23 protein-coding genes are annotated in these 21,264 nt (G+C 60.4%); 10 read left to right on the forward strand and 13 right to left on the reverse strand.

Annotation, left to right across the window (positions count from 1 at the left end; genetic code table 11):
- Nucleotides 1-69: 69 nt before the first annotated feature.
- The 10 genes from I6E39_RS09680 to pyrE all read right to left on the reverse strand — a co-directional run bounded on the left by I6E39_RS09680 (nt 70) and on the right by pyrE (nt 10,437).
- Nucleotides 70-567 (reverse strand): COG2426 family protein, encoded by a 498-nt coding sequence (locus I6E39_RS09680; protein ID WP_235381389.1) that lies wholly within the window; start codon nt 565-567, stop codon nt 70-72.
- A gap of 17 nt (nt 568-584) precedes the next feature.
- The gene (locus I6E39_RS09685; RefSeq protein ID WP_235381390.1) at nt 585-1,103 is read right to left on the reverse strand and encodes a hypothetical protein; all 519 of its coding nucleotides are present in this window, start codon (nt 1,101-1,103) and stop codon (nt 585-587) included.
- Between the two features lie 118 nt (nt 1,104-1,221).
- On the reverse strand, nt 1,222-4,047 hold the full coding sequence (uvrA, locus tag I6E39_RS09690) for an excinuclease ABC subunit UvrA (protein WP_235381391.1): 2,826 nt from the start codon (nt 4,045-4,047) through the stop codon (nt 1,222-1,224).
- 64 nt (nt 4,048-4,111) lie between these two features.
- Nucleotides 4,112-4,441, reverse strand: a complete 330-nt coding sequence (locus I6E39_RS09695; RefSeq protein ID WP_235381392.1) for a TfoX/Sxy family protein — start codon at nt 4,439-4,441, stop codon at nt 4,112-4,114.
- Between the two features lie 12 nt (nt 4,442-4,453).
- A complete protein-coding gene (locus I6E39_RS09700; protein WP_235381393.1) occupies nt 4,454-5,239 on the reverse strand; it encodes a hypothetical protein in 786 nt (261 codons plus the stop codon).
- Nucleotides 5,240-5,253: 14 nt separating this feature from the next.
- A complete protein-coding gene (gene ybaK / locus I6E39_RS09705; protein ID WP_235381394.1) occupies nt 5,254-5,745 on the reverse strand; it encodes a Cys-tRNA(Pro) deacylase in 492 nt (163 codons plus the stop codon).
- 14 nt (nt 5,746-5,759) lie between these two features.
- Nucleotides 5,760-6,509 carry a TraX family protein gene (locus I6E39_RS09710; RefSeq protein WP_235381395.1) on the reverse strand — a complete coding sequence of 250 codons (750 nt, stop codon included), beginning with the start codon at nt 6,507-6,509 and terminating at the stop codon, nt 5,760-5,762.
- A 177-nt stretch (nt 6,510-6,686) separates the two neighbouring features.
- Complete coding sequence (uvrB, locus tag I6E39_RS09715) at nt 6,687-8,657, reverse strand: excinuclease ABC subunit UvrB (RefSeq protein WP_235381396.1); 1,971 nt, start codon at nt 8,655-8,657, stop codon at nt 6,687-6,689.
- Nucleotides 8,658-8,774: 117 nt separating this feature from the next.
- The gene (locus tag I6E39_RS09720) at nt 8,775-9,473 is read right to left on the reverse strand and encodes a JAB domain-containing protein (RefSeq protein WP_235381397.1); all 699 of its coding nucleotides are present in this window, start codon (nt 9,471-9,473) and stop codon (nt 8,775-8,777) included.
- Nucleotides 9,474-9,765: 292 nt separating this feature from the next.
- Nucleotides 9,766-10,437, reverse strand: coding sequence for an orotate phosphoribosyltransferase (gene pyrE, locus I6E39_RS09725; RefSeq protein ID WP_235381398.1), 672 nt, complete (start codon nt 10,435-10,437; stop codon nt 9,766-9,768).
- Nucleotides 10,438-10,664: 227 nt separating this feature from the next.
- Between pyrE and I6E39_RS09730 the strand changes: the two genes are divergently transcribed.
- The 3 genes from I6E39_RS09730 (at nt 10,665) to I6E39_RS09740 (ending at nt 13,275) form a co-directional block, all read left to right on the forward strand.
- Complete coding sequence (locus I6E39_RS09730; RefSeq protein ID WP_235381399.1) at nt 10,665-11,843, forward strand: sensor histidine kinase; 1,179 nt, start codon at nt 10,665-10,667, stop codon at nt 11,841-11,843.
- On the forward strand, nt 11,836-12,543 hold the full coding sequence (locus I6E39_RS09735) for a response regulator transcription factor (RefSeq protein ID WP_235381400.1): 708 nt from the start codon (nt 11,836-11,838) through the stop codon (nt 12,541-12,543). The genes I6E39_RS09730 and I6E39_RS09735 overlap by 8 nt, the downstream gene beginning before the upstream one ends.
- A 174-nt stretch (nt 12,544-12,717) precedes the next feature.
- Nucleotides 12,718-13,275, forward strand: a complete 558-nt coding sequence (locus tag I6E39_RS09740; RefSeq protein ID WP_235381401.1) for a hypothetical protein — start codon at nt 12,718-12,720, stop codon at nt 13,273-13,275.
- Between the two features lie 193 nt (nt 13,276-13,468).
- On the opposite strand, the gene I6E39_RS09745 is transcribed toward I6E39_RS09740, so the two are convergent.
- From I6E39_RS09745 to I6E39_RS09755, 3 genes are all read right to left on the reverse strand, one after another.
- Nucleotides 13,469-14,185 carry a sigma-70 family RNA polymerase sigma factor gene (locus tag I6E39_RS09745; protein WP_235381402.1) on the reverse strand — a complete coding sequence of 239 codons (717 nt, stop codon included), beginning with the start codon at nt 14,183-14,185 and terminating at the stop codon, nt 13,469-13,471.
- Nucleotides 14,182-14,619 carry an anti-sigma F factor gene (gene spoIIAB, locus I6E39_RS09750; protein ID WP_276530269.1) on the reverse strand — a complete coding sequence of 146 codons (438 nt, stop codon included), beginning with the start codon at nt 14,617-14,619 and terminating at the stop codon, nt 14,182-14,184. Before spoIIAB ends, I6E39_RS09745 begins: the two co-directional genes overlap by 4 nt.
- Before the next feature lie 61 nt (nt 14,620-14,680).
- On the reverse strand, nt 14,681-14,986 hold the full coding sequence (locus I6E39_RS09755; protein WP_235381403.1) for an anti-sigma factor antagonist: 306 nt from the start codon (nt 14,984-14,986) through the stop codon (nt 14,681-14,683).
- 256 nt (nt 14,987-15,242) lie between these two features.
- On the opposite strand from I6E39_RS09755, the gene I6E39_RS09760 reads away from it, so the two are divergent.
- From I6E39_RS09760 to I6E39_RS09790, 7 genes are all read left to right on the forward strand, one after another.
- Nucleotides 15,243-16,604, forward strand: a complete 1,362-nt coding sequence (locus I6E39_RS09760) for an MATE family efflux transporter (protein ID WP_235381404.1) — start codon at nt 15,243-15,245, stop codon at nt 16,602-16,604.
- Between the two features lie 343 nt (nt 16,605-16,947).
- Nucleotides 16,948-17,328, forward strand: coding sequence for a GntR family transcriptional regulator (locus I6E39_RS09765; protein WP_235381405.1), 381 nt, complete (start codon nt 16,948-16,950; stop codon nt 17,326-17,328).
- The gene (locus I6E39_RS09770) at nt 17,325-18,185 is read left to right on the forward strand and encodes an ABC transporter ATP-binding protein (protein WP_235381406.1); all 861 of its coding nucleotides are present in this window, start codon (nt 17,325-17,327) and stop codon (nt 18,183-18,185) included. The genes I6E39_RS09765 and I6E39_RS09770 overlap by 4 nt, the downstream gene beginning before the upstream one ends.
- Nucleotides 18,182-18,826, forward strand: a complete 645-nt coding sequence (locus I6E39_RS09775; RefSeq protein WP_235381407.1) for an ABC-2 transporter permease — start codon at nt 18,182-18,184, stop codon at nt 18,824-18,826. The genes I6E39_RS09770 and I6E39_RS09775 overlap by 4 nt, the downstream gene beginning before the upstream one ends.
- Before the next feature lies 1 nt (nt 18,827).
- A complete protein-coding gene (locus tag I6E39_RS09780; RefSeq protein ID WP_235381408.1) occupies nt 18,828-18,992 on the forward strand; it encodes a hypothetical protein in 165 nt (54 codons plus the stop codon).
- Nucleotides 18,993-19,116: 124 nt separating this feature from the next.
- Entirely contained in the window at nt 19,117-19,626 is a 510-nt protein-coding gene (locus I6E39_RS09785; RefSeq protein WP_235381409.1) for a cob(I)yrinic acid a,c-diamide adenosyltransferase, read from the forward strand.
- A 457-nt stretch (nt 19,627-20,083) separates the two neighbouring features.
- On the forward strand, nt 20,084-21,264 hold a 1,181-nt coding region (locus tag I6E39_RS09790; RefSeq protein WP_276530270.1), incomplete at its 3' end, for a PEP/pyruvate-binding domain-containing protein.

Here is a 21,264-nt window from a genome sequence, read left to right on the forward strand (position 1 = left end):
ATTGTAAACCGTGCGTAGGGGGCGGCGTCCCCGACGCCCCATAATACATCCATAAACTAAAACTAAAATTTATACTGCACCGGAAAAGAGGTTGACACCCACATGGGTCAGAGTCAGCATAATACACCCCGCGGTCAGGACTCCCAGCACCACAGCGGGCATAGCCTTCTTCAGCCGTATATCCAAAAAGGCCGCAGCCAGAGAGCCCGTCCAGGCCCCGGTCCCCGGCAGGGGAATGGCTACAAAAAGCCACAGGCCGATGGACTGGTACTTCAGCACCTTTTTCCCTTTCAGGTGCGCCTTTCGCTCCAGCTTGTCCACCAGACCGTTGAGCCGGGGCATATATTTCCGCATCAGCATGAAGATCTTGCGGATATAGACGATAATAAAAGGGGTCGGGATGATATTGCCGATGACCGCCGCCGGAAAGGCCAGGTAGTAGGGCAGACCCAAGGCTACTCCGAAGGGCAGTCCCCCCCGCAGCTCAATAATGGGGATCATGGACACCAGCATGGTAAAGACGCATTTGCCGAAGGTGGTGCCCGTCAGCCATTGAAACAATTCCATAATGAATCCTCAATCAGTTATCTGTAATAGTTTTCACGCCCGATGCCAATGGTCAACCAGTGGTGGGCGCGGCGCTTCTCTTCTTCCAGATTCATCTCACCCATAGCGGTGAGGTCCATCCGGACCATCTCGCGAATCATCTCCTCCACATCAGCAGGCGTGATCTCCCGGTAGATGCCCACGGCGCTGGTCCGGAAGGCATAGGAATAGCCCGCCTCACTGTCGTCCACGTCATCGCCGTTGTGCTGTTTCAGCAGATCAATCAACTCTTCGGCGTCGATCCGGAAGGCCGGAACGCCATAGATCCAGGGCTGGACGCCGCCGTCTACGCCGCCCAGACACTCGACAAATTCCAGCCTGCCCTCGCTGTCAAAATCCAGGGCCAGCTCGTTTTGGAAATAGTAGCACCGGGAACCGCGCACTGTCTCAGGGGCGCTCAGGATGCTCTCCACCGCCTCCCGGCTGTCGCCAAAGCGGATGCTCCGGCCCTTCCACTCCATACCCACCAGGGGCAGCAGGCACAATTCTTCTTCCATCCGTTTTCCTCCTTAACAGGCGGGTTTCAGGCCGCAGTGTCCCGCCAAAACCGGCGCATTCACACGCTCCACTCAGCGGTCCGGCCGGACTTCGCCTTGTGTTATGTCAACTTTTAATTCACTCCAGCATCCGTTTCAGATACTGGCCGGTGTAGCTGCCCTCGCAGGCGGCCACTTCTTCGGGCGTTCCGGTACAGACAATATTTCCGCCGCCGTCCCCTCCCTCGGGGCCCAGGTCGATGATATAGTCGGCGGTCTTGATGACGTCCAGGTTGTGCTCGATGACCACCACGGTGTTCCCCGCCTCCACCAACCGCTGGAGGACCTCGATGAGCTTGTGGACGTCGGCGCTGTGGAGGCCGGTGGTGGGTTCATCCAGAATATAGATCGTCTTGCCGGTGGACCGCTTGGACAGCTCCGTGGCCAGCTTGACCCGCTGGGCCTCGCCGCCGGACAGCTCGGTGGAGGGCTGGCCCAGCTTCACATAGCCCAGGCCCACCTCCTCCAGAGTTTTCAGGCGGTTGTAGATCCGGGGCAGGTTTTCGAAGAAGGGCAGTGCCTCGTCCACCGTCATCTCCAGCACTTCGTAGATGTTCTTGCCCTTGTACTTGACCTCCAGGGTCTCCCGGTTGTACCGCCGCCCCTTGCACACCTCACAGGGGACATAGATGTCGGGCAGAAAGTGCATCTCGATCTTGATGAGGCCGTCGCCGGTGCAGGCCTCGCACCGACCGCCCCGGGTGTTGAAGGAAAACCGTCCAGGGCCGTAGCCCCGGCTCTTGGCGTCGGGAGTGGAGGCGAACAGGTCCCGGATGTCGTTAAACAAATTGGTATAAGTGGCGGGATTGCTGCGGGGAGTGCGTCCGATGGGGGACTGGTCGATATTGATGACCTTGTCCAAAAACTCCTCGCCCTCGATGCGGTCGTGCTTGCCCGCCCGGGTCTTGGTCCGGTTCAGGTCGGCCCCCAGCTTGTTGTACAAGATCTCGTTGACCAGGGAGGACTTGCCGGAACCCGACACGCCGGTGACGCAGGTAAAGGTACCCAGAGGAAATTCCACGTCCACATGGCGCAGGTTGTGCTCCGCCGCGCCGAACACCTTCAGATAGTGGCCGTTCCCCTTCCGGCGCTCTTTGGGCACCGGGATCTTTTTGCGCCCGGCCAAGTAGTCCCCGGTAATGGAGCCCGGGGTGTTCATGACCTCCTCGGGGGTACCGGCAGCCACGATGCGCCCGCCGTTTACGCCCGCCCCGGGGCCCACGTCGATGATATAGTCGGCCTCGCGCATGGTATCCTCGTCGTGCTCCACCACCAGCAGGGTGTTGCCCAGGTCCCGCAGTTCCTTCAGGGTGGCCAGCAGCTTGTCGTTGTCCCGCTGGTGCAGGCCGATGGAGGGCTCGTCCAGGATATACAGCACTCCCATGAGGGAGGAGCCGATTTGGGTAGCCAGGCGGATGCGCTGGCTCTCGCCGCCGGAGAGCGTCCCCGCCTCCCGGGATAGAGTCAGATACTGAAGGCCCACGGAGCGCAGGAAGCCCAGGCGGTTCTTGATCTCCTTCAGGATCTGGGCGGCGATCATGGTCTGGGTCTCGTTCAGTTCCAGACGGTCCATAAAGTCATAGGCGTCGTTGACGCTCTTATGGCAGTAGGCGTCGATATCCAGCCCCCCAACGGTGACAGCCAGGGACTCCTTCTTCAGCCGGCGGCCCCTGCAGGTGGGGCAGGGGCACTGGGACATGCACTCCTCCAGTTCCCGCTTTACCCCGTCGGACTGGGTCTCCCGGTAGCGGCGCTCCAGGTTGTTGACGATGCCCTCAAAGGGCTGGTATAAGGTGCCCTGGCCCCGGGGCTGGTCGTAGTGGAGGGTCAGCTTCTCCCCCTTGGTGCCGTACAGGATCACGTCCAGCACCTCCGGAGGCAGGTCCTTCACGGGGGTATTCAGTTTGAACTTATACTTTTTCGCCAGAGCCTCGAAGTACATCCGGGAGATGCCGTCGGATTTGATGTTGCTCCAGCCCGAGGCGGTGATAGCCCCCTCGATGATGGACAGGTTCTTGTTGGGAATGATGAGGTCGGGGTCGATCTTCATCTGGGAGCCCAGACCCATACAGGTGGGGCAGGCCCCAAAGGGGTTGTTGAAGGAGAACATCCGGGGCGTCAGTTCCTCGATGGACACCCCGCAGTCCTCGCAGGCGTAGTTCTGAGAGAACAGGATGTCCCGGTCCTCCCCCACGATGTTGATAACCACCAGACCGCCCGCCAGGTTGGAGGCGATCTCCACGCTGTCGGTGAGGCGGCGGGCAATGTCCTCCCGGATGACCAAGCGGTCCACCACGATCTCAATATTGTGCTTTTTATTCTTGTCCAGCTTGATCTCCTCGGACAGGTCGTACAGGGAGCCGTCCGCCCGGACCCGGACATAGCCCGACTTTCGCGCGTCCTCGAAGATCTTGGCGTGCTCGCCTTTTTTCCCCCGGATCACAGGGGCCATGACCTGGATACGGGTGGCCTCGGGCAGGGCCATGACCTGGTCGATGATCTGGTCGATGGTCTGCTGTTTGATCTCCTTGCCGCAGATGGGACAGTGGGGGGTGCCCACCCTGGCCCAGAGCAGACGGAGGTAGTCATAGATCTCCGTCACGGTGCCCACGGTGGACCGGGGGTTCTTGCTGGTGGTCTTCTGGTCGATGGAAATAGTAGGGGACAGCCCGTCGATATAGTCCACGTCGGGCTTTTCCATCTGGCCCAGGAACATCCGGGCGTAGGAGCTCAAAGACTCCACATACCGCCGCTGGCCCTCGGCATAGATGGTGTCGAAGGCCAGGGAGGACTTGCCCGACCCGGACAGGCCGGTGAGGACCACCAGCTTGTCCCGTGGGATGGACACGTCGATGTTTTTCAGGTTGTTCACCCGGGCACCCTTGACGATAATATGACTGTGCATAGTTGGTTCTCCTTTTCCGCTTTCTTGAAAGAAAGCTCGGCAAAGAACTTTACGCGGCTATACGTTAAGCCTTTGCTTTTCTGGGGGGCTTTTTCTTGGGCAGGGGCGTGACTTCCTCTGCCAGCTCCGCCGCCCGGCGCAGGGTTTCCCGGTCGTCCGGGTCCAGAACGTAGTGGTCTTTGGCCCCCTCATAGGGCGGGGCGGTGGGCCGGTCCGCCAGCAGGTCAGCCAGACAGGGCAGCATTTTCACGAACACTGTATCGTCGCACACCATGACCACCGGCTTGTCGTTGACGTACACCATATATTCTCCGAACATCTTCCGGGATCGGATCGCGCCGACTCCCTCCAGCTGCTCGCAGACGTAATTCACGAAATCAAGGCTGCTGGACATCGCATTTCCCTCCTAACCGATGGAAAATAGACTTTTCCAGTAAAGCGCAAAACATACGACTGCCAGGACCATCCACTCCAGATGCTCCATGGCGACGTAAAAGTCCGACGGCTCCGCCGCCTCCACATTCCGGACATGTCCCCACAGGCTCAGGCGAAACATCATGTCCGGAAAGCAGATCTGTACCATATTGAAGGCCGCCAGCAGCGTCACCAGGAAATACAGGCCAACGCTGCCCCGGTTGGTCACTTCCGGGGCCAGCACCAGCTTTGCCAGGGAGGAAAGACTCGGCTCGTGGAGTTCTTCCTCACTGATGCTCCTGCCATTCTCCCCAATCACTTCCCCTGTACTGGTATAAGCCCGGATCGTCACCAGGTCCAGCGGCTCGCCGTCCTCCTGGACTAACATGAACCAGGACCCTTCGACATAACCGCCCCGGAACAGCACTTCATCTCCCCGGCGGATCTCAATGCCGGGCAGTCCCGACCACTGCCCCTCCGGCGACGCGGAGGGGTCCTCCACCACCTGGTAAGGGCCGTAAGTGTACTCCCCCCAACGGTATTCTACCGTACCGCTGGGATAGACGATAAATTCCGCGTTTTCCCCGTCCAGTCGGCCGGAATACCAGACGTTTTCCCCTGTTTCCTCCATACCCAGGAAACCGTCCTCATAGGCGATCCCCCGCACGGAGGTCACAATGGGCGTGGCGATCCCAAACCCAAGGACCATAGCAGCCATCAGCACCAACAGGGTCTTACGGAACAGAGACATTTCCTTCCAGCGCTCGCTCCAAGGCACCGACGCTCCTCCTTTCACCCTACGGTCAGGTCGGCGGTGGTCCCTCCCACCAAATCAATGAGGTCGGCGGGGGCCAGCTCCACCTGGTAGCCGATCTTCCCTGCGGAAACCATGATTGTATCGAGAATCTCCGCCGTCTCGTGGAAGACGGTGGGGTACTGTTTTTTCATGCCAACCGGGGAGCAGCCGCCGTGGACGTACCCCGTCAAGGGCAGCAGTTCCTTCTGGTGGAGCATGGCGATGGACTTCTCCCCCACCGCCCGAGCGGCCTTTTTCAGGTCCAGGCTGTCCCCCACCGGGATATCGAACACATAGAGCCCGCCTGAGGCCCCCCGGGCCACCAGGGTCTTGAACACCGTCTCCGGGTCCTGGCCCAGACTTCGGGCCACGGTGACGCCGTCCACCGCCACGCCTTCCTCGTGGTCATAGGTATGGGCGGTGTAGGGGATCCTTTTCTGCTCCAGCACCCGCATGACATTGGTTTTTTCTTCCTTCTGCTTTGCCATGGTCGTTCCTCTTTTCAATTCAATACGTACAGCCACAAGACCGCCAGGATCAGCATGTGGACGGGATAAAAGGCGTAGCAGGCCCGGCGGATGGTCTTATTGTGGGGACCCTGCTCGCCATTATACAGCCAGACGGGAATCAGGGCCAGCAGGGCCAGTGCCTGCTGGGGGAAGTCCACCGTATGGCCCAGCAAGGTCACCGGGAAGGTCATCCCTTTCATCAGGCCCAGGTTGATGAAGGCCAGCCCCGTCAACTGCCACAGGGGGCGAAGGGGCAGGTCCCGGACCAGATAGAACAACAGAACCGTCACCACGCCGTAACCGAAGTAGTCCACCATGGTCAGCAGACCCAAATAGTAGCCCAGGACGCAGGCCAGGGCCGCAGCCAGCCAATAGGCCGCTCTTCCCCGTTTTCCCGCCCATTCGACAAAAGCCAGGCACAGCAGAGCCAGCCAGAAGGTGAACAGCACGTTCTGGTGGAAGGGGTAGATAATGCCGCCCCCATACATCAGATTGAACGGGATCTCAGTAGCCAGCGCCCACAGGAGCATCCGTCTTCTGTATTTTTTCCGGTCGCTGGTGTGCGTCCAGCCCTCCGCGATCTGGAAGGCGAAAATGGGGAAGGCCATCCGCCCCAAGTTGGTCAGCCACATGGCCCCCGGCACGATGGTAGCCCACAGGTGGTCACACAGCATCAGGGTCATGGCCAGCAGCTTCAGGTCCAAAGCGCTGAGGCACTTCAGCTTTCTCATCTGTTTCGTCATAGTTCCTCCATATCGAAGTAATAGCAATCCTCCCGCTGTCCGGCGGGGTTGGCGATGATTTGAAAATCTCCGGGTCCAGCCGATCCGCTTTCCGGAACTTCTCCGCTCCTGCGGCGCTTCGAATTTACGGCGCTCACCCCACCGCCTTATCCGCGCAGGGGCCCGAATGAGGTACGCTCACTTCCCCCGCAGCTCGATGATCTGGTCCCGCAGTGCGGCGGCCAGCTCAAACTCCAGCATCTTGGCCGCTTCGCGCATCTCTTTTTCCAGCTTGGCGATCCGCTCAGCCTTCTGCTGCTTGGTGAGGCCCTGGACCTGTCCCCGGCGCTCGGGGGTATCCTCCTCGTCCTGGGCCGTGATGTCCAGCAGGTCCCGGACACTCTTGATAATGGTCTTGGGGACGATCCCATGGGCCTTGTTGAAGGCGTCCTGCTTCTCCCTGCGGCGCTCCGTCTCGTCCATGGCCCGCTGCATGGAGGGGGTGACGGCGTCGGCGTACATGATGACCATGCCCTCGGCGTTTCGGGCCGCCCGGCCGATGGTCTGGATGAGGGAGGTCTCCGATCGGAGGAAGCCCTCCTTGTCCGCATCCAGAATGGCCACAAGGGACACCTCGGGCAAATCCAGGCCCTCCCGCAGCAGGTTGATGCCCACCAGCACATCAAAGGTTCCCAGCCGCAGGTCCCGGATGATCTCCATCCGCTCCATGGCGTCGATGTCGTGGTGCATATAGCGCACCTTGATGCCCGCATTCTGGAGGTAAGCCGTCAGATCCTCTGCCATCCGCTTGGTCAACGTAGTGACCAGCACCCGCTCGCTGCGTGCGGTGCGGGCGTGGATCTCGCCAATGAGGTCGTCGATCTGGCCCTCCACGGGACGGACCTCGATGCGGGGGTCCAGCAGGCCGGTGGGCCGGATGACCTGCTCCACGATCTGGCCCGACCGGGTGCGCTCGTACTCCCCGGGTGTAGCGGAGACATAGACCACCTGATTGACCCGCTTTTCAAACTCCTGGAATTTCAGGGGGCGGTTGTCATAGGCGCAGGGCAGGCGGAATCCGTAATCCACCAGGGTGGTCTTCCGGGCCCGGTCCCCATTGTACATGGCCCGGACCTGGGGCAGGGTGACGTGGCTCTCGTCAATGAACAGGACAAAGTCCTTGGGAAAATAATCCAATAACGTGTGGGGGGGCGAGCCCGCGGGCCGGCCCTCAATGACCCGGGAGTAGTTCTCGATGCCGGAGCAGTAGCCCAGCTCCTGCATCATCTCCACATCGTACATGGTCCGCTGCTTGATGCGCTGGGCCTCGATGAGCTTGCCCTCCCCCTCGAAGAAGGCCACCCGCTCCTCCATCTCCTTATAAATTTCCTGGATGGCGGCGTCCATCTTGTCCTTGGGGGTGACGTAGTGGGTGGCGGGCCAGATGGGGATATTGGTCAGCCGGCGGATGGGGGCCCCGGTGACCACGTTGATTTCGGAGATACGGTCGATCTCGTCCCCGAAAAACTCCACCCGGATGGCGGTGTCCTTCCAGTAGGCAGGCCACACCTCCACTGTGTCCCCCCGGACCCGGAACATGTTGCGCTCGAAGGCGATGTCGTTGCGCTCGTAACGGATGGCCACCAGCTTTTTCAACAGCTCGTCCCGCTCCAGCGTGGCCCCCACCCGGAGGGAGACCATCATGGCGGCGAAGTCCTCCGGCTCGCCCAGGCCGTAGATACAGGACACGGAGGACACCACGATCACGTCCCGCCGCTCCAGCAGAGAGGCGGTAGCGGACAGCCGCAGCCGGTCGATCTCCTCGTTGATGGAGGAGTCCTTCTCAATAAAGGTGTCGGTGTGGGGGATATAGGCCTCGGGCTGGTAGTAGTCATAATAGGAGACAAAATATTCCACCGCGTTGTTGGGAAAAAATTCCTTGAATTCAGCGCACAGCTGGGCGGCCAGAGTCTTATTGTGGGCAAGCACCAGCGTGGGGCGCTGGACCTGTTCAATGATCTTGGCCATGGTGAAGGTTTTGCCCGAGCCGGTGACCCCCAGAAGAGTCTGCTCGTCCAGGCCCATCTCAATGCCCCGGGACAGGGCGGCAATGGCCTCTGGCTGATCGCCGCTGGGGGTATATTCCGACACGACTTCAAATTTCGGCATATTCCTCACCTCTTCGTCTCAGTATACACTGTTGCGTCCATTATACTAGAACAAATTTTCTAACGCAAGTAGTTTTCGCTCCTCTTCGAAATTTTTCGAAAGAGGAGCGAATCAAAATCATAGCAGTTGATAGACCGGACGTTTGCCGCCCTGTTCCGACTGATTGAGGGAGACGGCGTCCCCGTCCACAAAGATCAGGTGGTCGATGAGCTCCAGACCCACGCCGGCCAGGGCGGCGCGGATCACATCGGTGGTCTGCCAGTCCGCCGGCGAGGGGAAGGCCAGGTTGCTCACATGGTTGTGGGCCAGGTAAATCCCTGCCGCCCTCAGACTCATCGCCTCCTCCGCCACACGGCGGATATTGATATCCGAGGCGTGGATACTGCCTTCGGACACTTTGCGGACCCCCAGCAGCTTCCGTTTGCCGTCCAGGCACAGGATGTACACCATCTCATTCCGCGCACCGAAAAAGTAGGGCGCCAGGATACCGGCGGCCTCCTCCGGTGTGTTGATCAGCTGGCCCGGCGCGCTTCGCTGCTCCTGGTACCGGGCGCCCAGAGCCGGGATCAGCCGCAGCAGAACGGCCGTGTGCTCTCCCACCCCCGGGACCTTTTTCAGTTCGTCCGCCGAGGCATCCAACACCCCAGCCAGGGAGCCAAAGCGTTCAATGAGTTCGTGAGCCAGGGCGTTCACGTCCCCCTGGGGAATGGCGTAGAATAGAAGCAGCTCCAACACCCGGTGGTCCGGCCAGCCCTCCAGTCCCCGGGCCAGGAATTCGGTTTTGACCCGGCTGCGGTGACCGGCGTGGATGGACATGGGGAGCGCTCCTTTCTATATTGATCGTTCTGCTAAATTTTAGTTTATCGTTTCATGTAGGGTGAGGGCTTGGTAGGGCGGGGGCTTATCCCTCCCCCTTTTGTCCTTCGGCCATTTCCCCCCGACGGGGGGAATCGTCCCCCGCCGTCCGACGGCTGCCATTTTGGCGGCGGCCCCAAGGGGCCGCCCTACGGGCGGGGCGTCCAGAGGCCGCCCCCTACGAAGCCATATTGTAAACCGTGCGTACGGGGCGGCGTCCCCGACGCCCCATAATACATCCATAAACTAAAATTTACCGCGCACCGTACTCAGCCAGGTAGGCCTCCATTTTGGCCTTCATCTCGTCGTCGATATACACTTTACCGTCCACGGGGTTGTTATGCAGAAAATCGATGACCTCCCGGACGGTGACGATGGGGAACACCTGGATGCCGTAGTCCTGGCGCAGCTCGTCCAGAGTGGAGCAATCCCGGGTCCCCCGCTCCATCCGGTCCACGGAGACAAACAGGGCCTTCATGTTCACCTTGGCCACATGCTTGAACAACTCAATGGACTCCCGGACGGCGGTGCCGGCGGTGACCACGTCCTCAATAATGGCCACGTCGTCCCCGTCCTGGGGCTTATATCCCACCATGGAGCCTCCTTCGCCGTGGTTCTTGACCTCCTTGCGGTTAAAGCAATAAGGCAGGTCCCGATCATAGCTGCGGTACAGGGAAGCGGCGGCGGAGACGGCCAGGGGAATACCCTTGTAGGCCGGACCAAACAGGCAGGTGATGCCCTGAGGCATGTTCTCCTGAATGCAGGCGGCATAGTAGTCCCCCAGCTTGGCGGCCTGAGCGCCGGTCTTATAGTTTCCGGTGTTTACAAAATAGGGGGTTTTCCGCCCACTCTTGGTGACAAAGTCCCCGAAGGTCAGCACGCCGGAGCGGACCATAAACGTGATAAATTCCTCTTTATAAGTCATTCTCTGCAACCTCTCTTTTCTGGCTGGGCTGGGATCAGCCGTATGTAAAATCAAATCGGATTATTATACCATTTTTCTCCCCCTCATACAAGGAATCCCCCTGATTTTTTCATGTAAAACTTTCTTAATCTCTCCTTTACTTTACGCCCTTCCCGATTACTGATATAATAATCATGATAATCGCGTCTCCACGCAACCCATTCTGACAGACAAGGAAGCTGGTCCAAATGTCCTTTTCGTCCCATATCCGGTCCATTTACCGCCATTGCCGGGACCGGTTTTATCTGATCCCGGAGCTGCCCCGGAACATCATGGTCACTGTCGTACTGCTGTGCGGCGCTTATTGCGCCAGCAGCGTTCTGATCTCCCACACCGGCGGCGAGAATAACTCGGCCCTGGTTTTCGTCCTGGCCGTCACCATCATCTCCTTTCTCACCACCGGGTATCTGTATGGTATTCTGGCCTCCATCGTGGGCACCTTCTGCATCAACATCTACTTTATGGAGCCCTACGCCGCCTTCACGCTGAACCGGACCGGCTATCCTGTGGCCATGCTGTCCATGGTCACCATCTCCTGCGTGGTATGCGCCCTGACCACCCGGGTGAAGCAGCAGGCCGCCGAGGCCATCCGCCGGGAAAAAAACACCAAGGCGCTGTACGAGATGAACGAGAAGCTCAACGAGGAAAAGGCTGCCATCCAGCTGGAATCCGCACGGGAGACCATCCGCGGCAACATTCTCCGGGCGGTATCCCATGATCTTCGCACCCCGCTGACCGCCATCTCAGGAGCTGCCTCGGTGCTGCTCAGCAGTCCGGAGGTTTCAGAAAAGAACGTCGCCATGCTCAACGACATCAAAAGTGACGCCGACACCCTGATCGTCATGGTGGAAAACCTGCTGTCCGTCACCCAGATCCAGGACGGGACCATGCCCCTGAAAAAGCGGGAAGAGATGCTGGAGGAGGTGGCGGGAGACGCCATCCTCACCACCCGCCGCCGATTCCCCGACGCCCATGTGGAGCTGGAGCTGTCTGAAGATATTCTGTACCTGCCCATGGAGCCCATGCTCATCAAGCAGGTGATGGTCAACCTGTTGGAAAACGCCATCCGCCATTCCGGCGACCGGGAGCACATCACTCTTCACCTGTTCCGCCAGGACGACTGGGCAGTGGTCGAGGTACGGGACCGGGGCAAGGGTCTCTCCCCCGAGCTCTGTCAGGCCATCCAGGCCGGCAAACCCTTGAAACGGGACCTGTCCGGCGACGCTACCCGGGGCATGGGGATCGGCCTGTCCGTCTGTCAAAGCATCGTCAAGGCACACAATGGCTTCTTTGCCGCCGGCAACAGCCCGGAAGGCGGCGCGGTGTTCCGCTTTGGCCTTCCCATGGAGGAAAAAACCGATGAGTGAAAAACGAGCGATCCTGGTCATCGAGGATGAGCACGCCATCAGCAACTTTATCTGCCGCGCCCTCAGCTCCAACGACTATAAGCCTATTGCCGCCACCAGCGGCAAAGAGGGCCTGTCCCTCTTTTTCTCCCACAGCCCCGATCTGATCCTGCTGGATCTGGGCCTGCCCGATATGGACGGGCTGGAGGTGCTCAGCCAGCTCAGCGATTTGCCCCGGGAGACGCCTGTCATCATTATCTCCGCCCGGGACCGGGAGTCAGAAAAAGTGAAGGCCCTGGACATGGGGGCGGACGACTATGTGGTCAAGCCCTTCGGCGTGTCCGAGCTGCTGGCCCGCATCCGCACCACCCTGCGCCGGGCTGACCGGCTCAAGGTGAGTCAGGGCATCCAGCGCAGCGTCTACCAAGTGAAAGACCTGACCATCGACATCGCCAAGCACCAGGTCACGCAGGCAGGAGAACTGATCCACTTCACACAAAATGAATTCAAAATTCTGGAGCTGCTGGCCATCCACGCCGGGAAGGTGCTGACCTACGACTTCATTCTGGAGCACGTCTGGGGCCCATACGGCAGCAACAACAGCAACCAGATTCTCCGTGTCAACATGGCCAACATCCGCCGCAAACTCAAGGAGAACCCCTCCGAACCCAGGTACATCCACACCGAACTCGGCATCGGATACCGCATGTTGGAGGACTGAGGCCCTCCCTTTGGCGCTCCGTTTGAATACGTCGAATCCCTTGCGACGGAAGGGATTCGACGTATTTTCCATTTTTCTTATCGGTTTTTTAACGGGCTTTTTCCCCTCGTTAACACCCATTTTATTCTTCCTCTGATATAATCAGCTCAGAACACAGCAAGGAGGTCCCGCAGCATGGAAGCCCGCTTGAAGGAGATTCTGTGGGAAGGGGAAGCGGTCCGCTGGACCGGCCGCCCCCAGCCCTTTCGGCTGATGGGGGCAGACAGCAGGAAGGGGATCGTCATTACCTGGATCATCTCCGCCATCGTTCTGGTGGTCACGGTCCTCCTGTTGGGGCCAGATCTGATCCAAGGCTCCCGCTCCCTGTCTGATATTTTGATTTCGACCGTGGTGATTCTCTTCGTTCCCATCATTCTCTCGGTCCGCCCCTTTCTGGATAAGAAATGTCTGGAACAGGCGACCCTTTACGCCATCACCAACTACCGCGTCATCGCCATCATTAAGGGAGAACCCATTTACCTCCCCATCGGAAAGGGTATGCAGGTAGCCGTTGAGCACAAAGAAAACGGCTGCGGCAACCTGTGTTTCGGTGAAGTGATAGGCAAACCGGCCGGAAAGAGCCGGACGCTCGCCGTCCTCGGCCTCCGGGGTCCTGACAGTCAAAATCTGATGCGGGGCCTGATGTTCTACCATGTGGACCAGCCAGAGCAGTTGAAACGCTATTTTGCCTGAGCACCGGGGGTTCCTCACTCCTCTGGTGTCCCTCTCTTGGGGCGTTCCACGCACCGTCGTTCTCTCCCGGCGCGCGCTTGACCGTCCCACCCCGGCGCCCTCCTTCCGCCAAAGGAGGGCGCCCTTTTGATCAAAAACAGACCCACCGGCCATATTCCACCGGTGGGTCTGTTGGTTTTTCTTCACGATTATCTCACGGTGACAGCTCCCGGCGCAGCTGGTCCAGCGCCTTCCGCTCCAGGCGGGACACCTGGACCTGGGACACTCCCACCACCCGGGCCGTCTGTACCTGGGTCATCCCCCGGTAATAGCGCAGCACCAGCACCTGCTGTTCCCGCTCCGGCAGCGCCGCGATGGCCGCCCGGAGGGCGAGGCGCTCCACCAGACCGTTTTCCTCGTTTCCTGCGGTGAGGATGCCCTCCAGCGTCAGTCCGCCTTCTCCCGTATCCGCCTGGAGGGAGACCACGGGCTCCGCCGCCGTCTCCGCCGCGGCGATCTCCTCCACGGTCAGGCCGGTCTCCTCCGCCAGTTCGGACAGGCTTGGCTCCCGGCCCAGCGTCCCGGACAGCCGCTCCCGGGCTCCCCGGATGGAAAAGCCCCGCTCCTTGACGCCCCGGCTCACCTTCACCGGCCCGTCGTCCCGGAGGAAGCGGCGGATCTCGCCGGCGATCTTGGGCACCGCGTAGGTGGAAAACTGGGTGCCGTACTCGGGATCAAAGCCACGGACCGCCTTGAGAAAACCCAGGCATCCCAGCTGGTACAGGTCGTCTGGCTCTACCCCCCGGCCATAGTACCGACGCACCACACTCCAGATCAGGCCGTTATTCTCCTGGAGCACCTGCTCACAGGCCCGGCTGTCCCCGCTTCGGGCCGCCTCCAGCAGGGCTACCGGGGAGGTCGTGCCGCTCACCGCCCCATGCGGCGGGCGATCTTCCGCCGCATGGTCACAGTGGTCCCCTTCCCGGGGGCGGAGCGCACTTTCAGACTGTCCATAAAGCTCTCCATGATGGTAAAGCCCATCCCCGACCGCTCTTCGTTCCCCGTGGTGAACAGGGGGGTCCGGGCCTGCTCCACGTCGGCGATGCCCACCCCCCAGTCCCGGACCACGATCTCCAGGGAATGGTCGTCCCGGAGCCGGAGCTTCAGGACGATCTTGCCCAGGGTGTCGGGGTAGGCGTGGACGATGGCGTTGGTCACCGCCTCGCTGACGGCGGTCTTTACGTCGTTGATCTCCTCCAGGGTGGGGTCCAGCTGGGCGGCGAAGCAGGCTGCCGCCGTCCGGGCAAAGCCCTCGTTGGCCGAGCGGCTGGGGAACTCCAGGGAGACATGGTTTTCCATTTTCATTATGTAGGTCCTCCTCTGTGTGGGGCCGGGGGACGGCTCCGCCCCGCCCCCGCCCGTTTCCTTATTCAAAGCGGATGATCCGGCCCAGCCCGGCGGCCTGAAACACTTTGTCCGCCTGGGCCGGCGTGTTGACCACCCGCATCCCGCCGCCGGCCTGTCCCATCCGGCGCCATGCCCGCAGCAGCACCGCGATCCCTGAGCTGTCCGTAAAGGTCAGCCCTCCCAGGTCCAGGGTCAGCTGCCGGGGCAGGGCCTCGTCGATCCTCCGGTCCAGCGCCTGCATGACCTCCTTGGCTCCGTGGTGGTCCAGCTCGCCGGACACCGCGGCGGTCAGGCAGCGGTCCTCCTCTGTAAAGGCGACAGGCATAAAATCTCTCCTTTCTCCCGTCACATCCAGGGCTTTTCGCCTCCGTTCTCCCATTATAGGACAGGCCCTCCGTCGGATTTTGCCGCTTCCCGCCCGGCAAAAGATTTCCTCCCGGGGAATGAAGCCTCCCCCCGGCGCAGAAGATAGCCTTGGCCGCACCGGAATCCGGCAAAACATAGGTTTTACAAAACAGGAATTTTGTCTTATAGTGTAGAGAGCTTGGAACCACTATTTTGAATGGGAGGGAAGCCGTGCCATGTCCCGCGAGCTCCATTTGACCTCCGGCAGCATTACCCCACAGCTGATCCGTCTCTGCCTGCCCCTGCTGTGTGCCAATGTGCTCCAGCAGCTGTACAATATCATCAACTCCCTGGTGGTCACCTACTACATCGGGGACAACGCCTTCGCCGCCCTGGGGGTGGCCGAGAGCGTGATGAATCTGTTCATCTACGTCATCACCGGAGCCTGCATGGGCGCCTCGGTCCTCATCGCCCAGTTCTTCGGGGAGAAGAACTATCCCCGGCTGCGGCAGCAGCTGTACGTCTCCGCCGTTCTCATCGGCGGCTGCACTCTGGGGGCGGTGATCCTGGGCCAGCTGTTTCTGCCCCAGCTGCTGCGGGTCATCCAGACGCCCACCGAACTGATGGCGGACGTGTCCACCTATCTGCGGATCATTCTGGTGGGGATGCTGTTCACCTTCACCTACAACTACCTGGCCGCCACCCTCCGGGCGGTGGGCGACACAAAGGCCGCCCTGTACTTTCTCCTCATCTCCCTGGGCTACAATCTGGCCGCCGCCTGGCTGCTGGTGGCGGTGCTGGGGCTGGGCATTACCGGCACCGCCCTGGCCACCGCCTCCGCCCAGCTGCTCTCCTCCCTGCTGTGCTTTCTCTATATCCGCCGCCGGCGCTCCTTCCTGACCATCCACCGGGAGGACATGCGGATGGACCGGGCGCTGATCCGTCTCACCAGCAGCTATGCCGCCGTGGCCGCCCTCCAGCAGTCCAGCCTCTACCTGGGCAAGCTGATGATCCAGAGCGCCGTCAACGGCATCAGCCTGGTCAGCACCGCCCCCATCTCCGCCTTCACCGCCGCCACCCGGGTGGAAAACTTCATTCAGGCCTTTGGCATGAGCGGATGCGAGTCCATCGCCATCTTCGTGGCCCAGAACCGAGGGGCAGGCAAGGAGGACCGGGTCTTCGGGGGCTTTGCCCGGGGCGCCGCTCTGGTCATCTCCCTTGGCGTCGCCTTCTCCTTTTTCATGCACCTGTGCGCCGCCCCCCTCTCCGGGCTGTTCCTGGAACGCGGCGGGGAGGCGATGCGCCTGTCCGTCTCCTATCTGCGGGCCATCAGCTGGTTCTATTTTCTCTCCTTCACCGGACACTCCTTTGTGGGCTGGTACCGGGGCGTGGGCCGCATGAACATCACCTTTATCGGCACCACCTTACAGATCGCCGTCCGGGTCGTGGGCACCTATCTGCTGGTAAGCTCCATGGGGCTGGACGCCGTGGCTCTGGCCACGGGGCTGGGCTGGGTCATCATCGTCGCCTTCCAGCTCACCGTCTTTTACCTGGACCGGAAGGGCATCTGGCCCCGGCCCGTTCCCCCTGTTTCCTGATTCCCCTCAGCCGCCAAAAACACCCGAAGTGCTCCGGCCGCTCCAACGCCGGAGCACGGCGTTTATCCCGAACAGAACAAAAGAACACTGCCCCATGGGGCAGTGTTCTTTTGTCTTCCGCTTTTTTGCCTCTTTTTCAAAAATAATAGCTCCACTCTATTGACAACGGTCCAGCATGTGCTATACTGTACATGTAGTATATATACAGTATATTCGAAATAACAGCGGAGGTCAGCGACACCGGACCCGCGCGCAGGCCGAAAGTCCAATCCCCCGCCGCTGATACCAAACGTCATTCCTGTCATGGCTTTGAATGGCTGAATCGTATTGAAAGGTGCGCCAAATGGATATTATTCTCAGTAACTCCAGCGGAAAACCCATCTACGAACAGATCGCTGACCAGGTCAAGGAGCAGATCATGACCGGCGCTCTGGAGGCGGGGGACGCCCTGCCCTCCATGCGGCTACTGGCCAAGGAGCTGCGGATCTCCGTCATCACTACCAAGCGGGCCTATGAGGAGCTGGAGCGGGACGGTTTTTTGGAAAACGTCCCGGGCAAGGGCTGCTTCGTTGCCCCCCAGAACCGGGAGCTGCTGCGGGAAGCCCAGCTCCGAAAGGTGGAAGAGAAGCTGACCCAAGCGGTGGAGGAGGCCCGAAAGGGCGCTTTTACCCTGGAGGAGCTTCAGGAAATGCTAGACTTATTGTATAAAGGTGACGAACTATGACAAATAGTATTGAAATATCAGGGCTGTGCAAGTCTTACGGCGACTTTGCCCTCCGCAACGTATCCCTGACCCTCCCCGGCGGGGCTATCATGGGACTCATCGGGGAGAACGGGGCGGGCAAGACCACCACCATCAAGTGTATCCTCAATCTGATCCGACGGGATGCCGGGACCATTACCCTCATGGGCCATGACAACATTCTGGAGGAGCGGCAGGCCAAGGAGGACGTGGGCGTAGTGCTGGACGAGTGCTTTTTCCACGACTCCCTGCGCCCCCGGGACATCGGCTCCATCCTGGCCCCCGCCTACCGCAGCTGGGATCATGCTCTCTTCCGGGACTATCTGGACAAATTCAAGCTGCCGGAGCGGAAGTTCATCAAGGAATTTTCCCGGGGCATGAAGATGAAGCTGTCTCTGGCCGCCGCCCTGGCCCACCAGCCCCGGCTGCTGATCCTGGACGAGGCCACCGCCGGTCTGGACCCGGTGGTCCGGGATGAGATCCTGGACGAATTTTTGGGGTTCATCCAGGACGAGGACCACTCCATCCTCATCTCCAGCCACATCACCTCCGATCTGGAGAAGGTGGCCGACTACATTACCTACATTCACCGGGGTCAGGTGGTGCTGTCCGACGCCAAGGACGCCATTCTGGATCGCTACGGACGCTTGGGCTGCACCGCCGCCCAGCTGGCGGAAGTGGACCCGGGCGACCTGCTGCGGGTGCGGAAGGGCTCCTTTGGCTGCGAGGGGCTGGTGGCCGACCGGGAAGCCTTCCGCCGGAACTACCCAGAGCTGACGGTGGACCCGGCCTCACTGGAGGACATCATGCTTTTGATCGGAAAGGGGGAAGCGGTATGATCGGTCTGGTCTGGAAAGATATGCTGGTCATGCGAAAAACGCTGAGAGCTTACGCTCTGTTTCTGGGGTTCTATCTCATTCTGGCGGTCATGGGAGCCTTTGACATCTCCATCGTCACCGCCATGATCCAGGTCATCCTGCTCATGGTACCCATCAGCGCCTTCTCCTATGACGAACAGGCCAAGTGGAACCGCTATGTGATGACCTTCCCCCTGGGCCGCCGGGCGGTGGTGGGAGGGCGCTACCTGTTCAGCCTTTTTACCGCTCTGGCAGCCAGTTCCTTCGGCCTGTTGGTGTGCGTGTTCACCTCTCTGATGGGCCGGAGCCAGTTGGAAGAAAATCTGGCCTCCGTCCTGGCCTCCCTGGGCGTGGGGCTGTTCATCGTGGATATCATGCTCCCCCTGTGCTACAAGCTGGGGCCGGAGCGGGCCCGGCCTTACCTGTACGCGGTGGTGTTTTTCCCCGTCATCGCCCTGTTCCTGGCCTACAAGCTGGGCTTCCAGGCCGACCTGTCCGCCCTGGACCGGATGTCCGCCCCGGCGGTTCTGGGACTGTTCGCCTTGGTCCCCCTGGCCGCCCTGCTGGGAATGGGCATCTCCTACCTCGTCTCCTGCCGCATCGTGGCAGACAAGGAGTTCTGAGATGGACGGTTTAAAGATGGGAGTCCTGCTGCTCTGGGCGGTCTGCCTGCTGGCCATCACCGGCTGGTTCCTCCGCCTGATTTGGATCGCCCGCCCTTTGGAGCAGGGACTTACCCTGGCTCTGTTCCTGCTGACGGTCGCCACGCTCCGGCGCAGGCACGGCTGATCGCCCTGCATTGTCCGAAAAGCCCGACCTTTCGGTGAAAGGCCGGGCTTTTTATTTCATTTCGGTATATTTTCCCGGTAAAAACTGGTACAATGAGGACATCTCCTAGAAAGGCGGGATTTCCATGATCCATCTCTACTGCGGCGACGGGAAGGGCAAAACCACGGCGGCCATGGGGCTGGCCCTGCGGACGGCGGGCAGGAACGGAGCCGTTGTCATCGCCCAATTTTTGAAGGGCGGAGACAGCGGGGAGCGGTATGCTCTGGCCCGGGTCCCCCAGGTCACTCTGCTCCCGGTGCCCGACCGGGTCAGCTTCACCTTTGCGATGTCCCCGGAGGAGCGTGAGCGGGAGCAGACCCGCAGCCTGGACCTGCTGGAGCAGGCGGTCCAGACCGCCGGGGAGACAAGCTGCGCGCTGTTGATCCTGGACGAGGTCTGCGGCGCTGTGAGCACCGGTCTGCTCCCGGTGCAGGCCGTTCTGTCCGCTCTGAATACCCTGTCCTGCGAGATCGTGCTCACCGGACGCGACCCTCATCCCGAGCTGGCACGGCGCGCGGATTATATCACCTGCTGTCAAAAAATACGCCACCCCTTTGACGACGGCCAGCCGGCCCGTCCGGGCGTGGAGTTTTGATCCCAGTCTGCAGCTGACGCCGCGCTCCGCGCCCCATCAAAGGCGTTTTTCCCCTGGTTTCTCCCGGTTCTCGCCTCAAGCGTTTTCGGTTTTTTCTTCGACTTTCCCCAGTTCGTGAATAAATGTAAAGATTTTCGTCGAATTACTGAAAATTTGTTGAAATTTGTGTTAGAAATCGCCAAAAAAACGTTGCAATATTTCTTGCAGATGATATAATATCCGTGCCGCGGATATTATGCTTCGGTTTCAGCCTTTTTCCGGCTCCCCAGAAGGGGACGGACAAAGCAGTCGGCACGTTTTTTATCCTTTTCTTTTCCCCTTACGGTATAATGTTTCGCGCGGCACCTGATGTTCCGCGGGACGCGGAAAAGCTTTGTGAATCGGCGACGGCCCGTTTATGCTTCGCAAATAGACGGTGACCATCCGCCGTCGCAATAAAAAGAAAGGAATGAAGTAAATGGCAACGAAATTCGTGTACCTCTTTTCCGAAGGCAACGGTAAGATGCGTGAGCTGCTGGGCGGCAAGGGCGCCAACCTGGCTGAGATGACCAACCTGGGCATGCCCGTGCCCCAGGGCTTCACCATCACCACCGAGGCCTGTACTCAATATTATGAAGACGGCGAGAAGATCAACGACGAGATCCAGGCCCAGATCATGGAGTATATCGTCAAGATGGAAGAGATCACCGGCAAGAAGTTCGGCGATCTGGAGAACCCCCTGCTGGTCTCCGTCCGTTCCGGCGCCCGCGCCTCCATGCCCGGCATGATGGACACCATCCTGAACCTGGGTCTTAACGAGGACGTGGTGGACGTCATCGCCAAGAAGTCCAACAACCCCCGCTGGGCTTGGGACTGCTACCGCCGCTTTATCCAGATGTACTCTGACGTGGTCATGGAAGTGGGCAAGAAGTACTTTGAGCAGCTCATCGACGAGATGAAGGCCAAGCGCGGCGTCACCCAGGACGTGGAGCTGACCGCCGACGATCTGAAGGAGCTGGCCGGCCAGTTCAAGGCCGAGTACAAGTCCAAGATCGGCCAGGACTTCCCCACCGACCCCAAGGAGCAGCTGATGGGCGCCATCAAGGCCGTGTTCCGTTCCTGGAACAACCCCCGCGCCATCGTGTACCGCCGCATGAACGACATTCCCGGTTCCTGGGGCACCGCCGTCAACGTCCAGTCCATGGCCTTCGGCAACATGGGCGACGACTGCGGCACCGGCGTTGCTTTCACCCGCAACCCCGCCACCGGCGAGAAGAAGCTGATGGGCGAGTTCCTGACCAACGCCCAGGGCGAGGACGTGGTGGCCGGCGTCCGGACTCCCATGCCCATCGACCAGATGGCTGAGAAGTTCCCCGAGGCCTTCGCCCAGTTCCAGACCGTCTGCCAGACTCTGGAGAACCACTACCGCGACATGCAGGACATGGAGTTCACCGTGGAGAACGGCAAGCTCTACATGCTGCAGACCCGCAACGGCAAGCGCACCGCCGCCGCCGCTCTGAAGATCGCCTGCGACCTGGTGGACGAGGGCATGATCTCCGAGCAGGAGGCCGTCGCCATGATCGACCCCCGCAACCTGGACACCCTGCTCCATCCCCAGTTCGATCCCGCCGCTCTGAAGAAGGCCACCCCCGTGGCTTC

This window comes from Pseudoflavonifractor phocaeensis (genome assembly GCF_021531375.1).
Classification (GTDB): Bacteria; Bacillota; Clostridia; order Oscillospirales; family Oscillospiraceae; genus Lawsonibacter; species Lawsonibacter phocaeensis_B.